8 protein-coding genes are annotated in these 4,505 nt (G+C 28.5%); 4 read left to right on the forward strand and 4 right to left on the reverse strand.

Going from position 1 to position 4,505, the window contains the following annotated elements; all coding sequences use genetic code 11:
* The first annotated feature begins 677 nt into the window (after window positions 1–677).
* A complete protein-coding gene (locus tag Q0649_RS17185; protein ID WP_298844882.1) occupies window positions 678–1,319 on the forward strand; it encodes a DUF4397 domain-containing protein in 642 nt (213 codons plus the stop codon).
* 337 nt (window positions 1,320–1,656) lie between these two features.
* Window positions 1,657–1,899, forward strand: a complete 243-nt coding sequence (locus tag Q0649_RS17195) for a phenolic acid decarboxylase (RefSeq protein WP_298844884.1) — start codon at window positions 1,657–1,659, stop codon at window positions 1,897–1,899.
* On the opposite strand, the gene Q0649_RS17200 is transcribed toward Q0649_RS17195, so the two are convergent.
* Genes Q0649_RS17200 through Q0649_RS17210 form a run of 3 tightly spaced genes read right to left on the reverse strand, consistent with a single transcriptional unit; the run spans window position 1,839 to window position 2,657 of the window.
* Complete coding sequence (locus Q0649_RS17200) at window positions 1,839–2,063, reverse strand: hypothetical protein (protein ID WP_298844885.1); 225 nt, start codon at window positions 2,061–2,063, stop codon at window positions 1,839–1,841. The two genes, Q0649_RS17195 and Q0649_RS17200, sit on opposite strands and share 61 nt — an antisense overlap.
* Before the next feature lie 29 nt (window positions 2,064–2,092).
* On the reverse strand, window positions 2,093–2,497 hold the full coding sequence (locus tag Q0649_RS17205; protein ID WP_298844897.1) for a hypothetical protein: 405 nt from the start codon (window positions 2,495–2,497) through the stop codon (window positions 2,093–2,095).
* On the reverse strand, window positions 2,412–2,657 hold the full coding sequence (locus Q0649_RS17210) for a hypothetical protein (protein WP_298844894.1): 246 nt from the start codon (window positions 2,655–2,657) through the stop codon (window positions 2,412–2,414). The genes Q0649_RS17205 and Q0649_RS17210 overlap by 86 nt, the downstream gene beginning before the upstream one ends.
* Window positions 2,658–2,827: 170 nt before the next feature.
* Here Q0649_RS17210 and Q0649_RS17215 point away from each other — a divergent pair, with 170 nt between their 5' ends.
* Both Q0649_RS17215 and Q0649_RS17220 read left to right on the forward strand, forming a co-directional pair.
* Entirely contained in the window at window positions 2,828–3,076 is a 249-nt protein-coding gene (locus Q0649_RS17215) for a MarR family winged helix-turn-helix transcriptional regulator (protein WP_298844887.1), read from the forward strand.
* Window positions 3,077–3,081: 5 nt separating this feature from the next.
* Complete coding sequence (locus tag Q0649_RS17220) at window positions 3,082–3,510, forward strand: GNAT family N-acetyltransferase (protein WP_298844889.1); 429 nt, start codon at window positions 3,082–3,084, stop codon at window positions 3,508–3,510.
* A gap of 55 nt (window positions 3,511–3,565) precedes the next feature.
* On the opposite strand, the gene Q0649_RS17225 is transcribed toward Q0649_RS17220, so the two are convergent.
* Window positions 3,566–4,426 carry a PHP domain-containing protein gene (locus Q0649_RS17225; protein WP_298844891.1) on the reverse strand — a complete coding sequence of 287 codons (861 nt, stop codon included), beginning with the start codon at window positions 4,424–4,426 and terminating at the stop codon, window positions 3,566–3,568.
* Window positions 4,427–4,505 lie beyond the last annotated feature (79 nt).

Consider the following 4,505-nt stretch of genomic DNA (forward strand, 5'->3'; position numbering starts at 1 on the left):
TCCTGTGTGTTTTAGTTGTGACGATTAAAGCATAACACAGAATTAATCCACTATGTATTTTTTATTGGTTCAACTTCATTTTACAACAAGTCAATATTATTTTTATCATATTAGTAAATACTATTCTGGAATAATTATTACTGATACATGAGTATTTCTAACAACCTTACTTGTAACAGATCCAACCACTTTATATAAACCTTTTTTACTATATTTTGTCATAACCTTCTATTTAGTTGGTCATTTATATTCAAGTGAATTTAAGGAATATAAGAAAAAAACATCAGAGGCTGATTGTTATGAAATAAGTCAATTATTGATTTCACCAACCATTTGTAGAATATTACGTATAACACCTAGTAAAAAAATGATTAAGCAAAAGTTTATATGAGTTGAAGGAGTAAGGAATTGATTGAATTAAATCATAAATATATGCCTTTATTAAATCATCTCCTGGGTCGCTGCAATATTAACTCCTCAGAATGCTTGTTATTTAATTATAATAAAATATGTATAAATTAAAATAAATATGAATAGCATTATTGCAATACTCTGATGCATTGCAAACAGTAATATTTCTTTCTCTAATATAAGTTAAGATTATATAAAACAGGTCTGCACTTTATAATATTTATTTCATATAATAACATTAGTTAGTAATTTAAAGGAGATATTCAATGTATTATTATCCATACAATGACATGATAGATTATTCCTATAGGTCTATGCAAATGAATTCTTGTATTAGAATATTCCATGCATCACCTAATTCACCAGATGTTGATGTTTATGCCAACGGAAATATGATTGTAAAGAATCTTGCATATACAGAGTTATCACAATATATTCCTGTTCCTCCTGGCAACTACAATATTAAAGTTTATCCTTCGGGTCAAATAACAACCCCTGTTATAAATACAAATATAATGATTCCTCCAAATACTATATTTAATGTAGCCGCTATAGGAATTCTTCCCAATATTAGTTTGTATCCTATTCCTGAACCAATCACTGCTCAGGATTCTGGCAAAGCTTGTGTAAGATTTATTCATCTATCTCCAAATGCACCAGCAGTTGATATAAAATTAGCTGATGGCACAAGAGTATTCAATAATGTAGCCTATAAAAATATTACAAATTATTCTTGCATTCCCGCAGGAACATATACATTCACTGTGAGTCCTTCTGGTAGTAACAATGTAGTATTAACTGTTCCCAATGTTAAAGTAAATGCAAATAATTATTATACTATCTATGCGGTTGGCCTAGTTGGAAAGGATCCAGCTTTAGAAGCTATTCTAGTACCAGAACCAAGATAATATATTAAAGCGAAGGAACCAATTAATATTGCCTTCGCTTTTTTTCATTATCTATGGATTTTATATGTTATATCATTTATTACTATGTATAATCAAATATATACCGTCTTCTCTTATATCTCTTGTTTATCAATTAGTTGGATATAAATGTTCTAAGAGTTAGCGAATATTAATAGTATATAATTACGAATTTAAAATAATATTTATCAATGAATACTTAGCTAGAAAGCAACCAAGACAGATCTTCGAAGAAAATGGTTTTGATATAAATATAACAAAAAGGGTCGATTTATCATAAGATAGGTGGAAAGTTGTACTTAAACGTGTCTATATTTACATGTTTATAGCTACATATTACTTTTATATTTTAAGGAGGAAACAACATGACAAAAAGAAAGAATTTAAAGACTTACAAGATTTTTTAGGAACTCATTTTATATATACTTATGATAATGGCTGGGAATATGAATGGTATGCAAAAAATGACCATACAGTTGACTATCGTATACATGGCGTTATCTATCCTTCCAATTTTTTTTTTGCCTTAGCTAAAAACGCTTTACTTTCTTCTTCTAAATAATCAAATTCAGGTGGAACCACCATGCCATTAGTTATAACTATTTCCATTACATTCATTAGTGTAATAGAAATAACCTCTTCACCTAAAAAATCTTTTAACCACTTAAGAGAGTGCATGCTTCTTTCAGTACCATCTAATGGTACTAAAGCTTTTATTTTTTTCATATAAAAAATATCCTTTCATAATTATATTTTTAATTATTTTCCGAGTTAACATTCATAGCAATGGAAGCTTTCTTTTCCCCATTTTTATTTGTTAAAACTAAAGACAAAATTAAGGCTATAACAAGAATACAAGTTTCAATTATAAAAACATGCTGCACCCCATATACCAAACTAAAAGATTGGTATTTTGTAGCAGATGGATTACCCACAGTAAATAAGTACTTTTTTTGATATGAAGTCATAATAGCAACAAATAAGGAAGTTCCAAATGCTCCTACTATTTGCTGTAAAGTATTCGTTATTGCGGTTCCATGAGGGTAATATTTTGGGGATAATTGATTCAAAGTATTAGTTTGTACCGGTGTATTTATAAGCCCAACAGCTATTAGCGATAAACAATGCAAAGCAATAATAATAGGAATAATTATTGTCATAGTGTAGCTTTGAAAGCTCTGTTACATTTTCAATATACTTATAACCTAATATTAAAGCTATAATTGAGAAAGGTAGTATTATAAAGAATAACCATCTCCAATTAAGTGATTGAATAATTAAACCAGAACTAGTTGGCCCCAAAACAGGAGCACAAAACATTACAATATTAAATATTCCCAGTGCTTTTCCACGTTTCTCCACATATTGCTTTATGTAATTGCAATAAAAAAGTTGATTTTTTATTGTTGAAAAATAAAATAAAGAAGTATATAATTACTTGTTGTCCCAACTATTTATATAACAAGTCTATTTCCTGGAGATAAAAGAATATGTTTAACTCTTATGATCAAGATATTGGAATATTATCCAACAAAATTAATAAGAAACTAATACATTATCTTAATAGCAAACTTGAAAAATTTAATATCACAACTGAGCAGTGGTTAGTATTAATTCGCTTATCTAAACAAAACAAAATAAGTCAAAAAAATTTAGCCGAGGTTTCGAGTAAAGACCAGTCTACTTTAACTAGAATAATTGATATACTTGAGCGAAAAAACTTTATTAATTTGAGGTGAATTATATGGAAGATGAAATAATAATTAGGGCTATGGAAGTATCAGATTTGCAGCACGTCCTTGCATTAAGGAACATAGATCCTACTTCTGTAATTTCAAAAGAATTTTATAAAAAAGAAGTTTTAATGAACTACTTAAAAAGGAATCCTAAAGTTAGTTCAGTGGCATGCACAGTGGAAGGAAAAATAATTGGTTTTCTATTATGTGGACATGATGGAATACGAGGCTTTATTTACCATATTGCTGTTTATGATAAATATGAAATCAGAAGAATAAGCAAAATAATGGTAGATCGTTCATTGTCCGAATTAAAAAAAGTTGGAATTAATACAGGTTTTATATTTACCCAAAGTAGCACTTTTGATTTGGAAGAATTTTGGGACTCAATTGGATGGACAGTAATTCCAGATAAAACATCTAAAGCAAACATATAAGACTGAAAATGTAACTTAGACATTGATTAGACTCCATGTCTAATCAATGTCTAAGTTATTTGTGAGAAAGCTTTTCTATTATATTTTCATATACACTAAATGGAATATAAAAACCATTCTCACCTGTGCCTAAACTCACCTCTGGCCTATTAGCCCCATGGAAATCTGTTCCACCAGATGGTATTAAATGATATTTATTGATTAAGTAGTCTAAATACTCAATATCAGTTTTACTATAAGAAGGATAATATCTTTCAATCCCATTAAGTCGTAGACTTATTAATTTTTTTATATTCTCTTCAATTTGAAATTTATTAAATCCCTTAAATCCTATCCTTTTGTTATAATGAGCTAGAAAAGACAACCCACCTGATACCCTTATAATTTCTATGGCATCCTCAGCTTTTAATAATTCATCTCTTTCGTATGCAATAGGATCCAAGTATTGGTCCCAAATATATTGTGAATCATTACTTATACCATTTGAAATAAAGTATCTATGTATGTCATATCTATCTAAATATTTATGCAAAGAATTTTTTTTAAGAACTCCTATATCTATAAAAATTCCTTTTTTCTCTAATACTTTAAGTATACCTTTTACGCCCTCCTCCCTTGCTTTTTTCATTTTAGTATAAACTTCTAAAAACCGCTTATTCCTAGTATCAATTCCTAGTCCTAGAATATGCAATATCCGTCCATCTTCATATAATGAACTTATTTCTATACCATTTAAAAATGCCACATTTAGTTTTATTGATTCAATTTCTGCTTCATGTAATCCATCAATATTATCATGATCTGTAAGTGCTATAGCTTTAACACCTGTTTTATATGCAAGTCTTATTAATTCTTTAGGGCTACATGTTCCATCAGACATATTTGAATGCACATGTAAATCTACTTTATATTTCATTAAATCCTCTCCTATCCAATAATAGGTAGTGTAAATTTTTTCACACTACTTGTTTGGTTTTTTCTTTATATATCAACGG

The sequence above is a fragment of the uncultured Clostridium sp. genome, from assembly GCF_937920395.1.
Classification (GTDB): Bacteria; Bacillota; Clostridia; order Clostridiales; family Clostridiaceae; genus Clostridium_AD.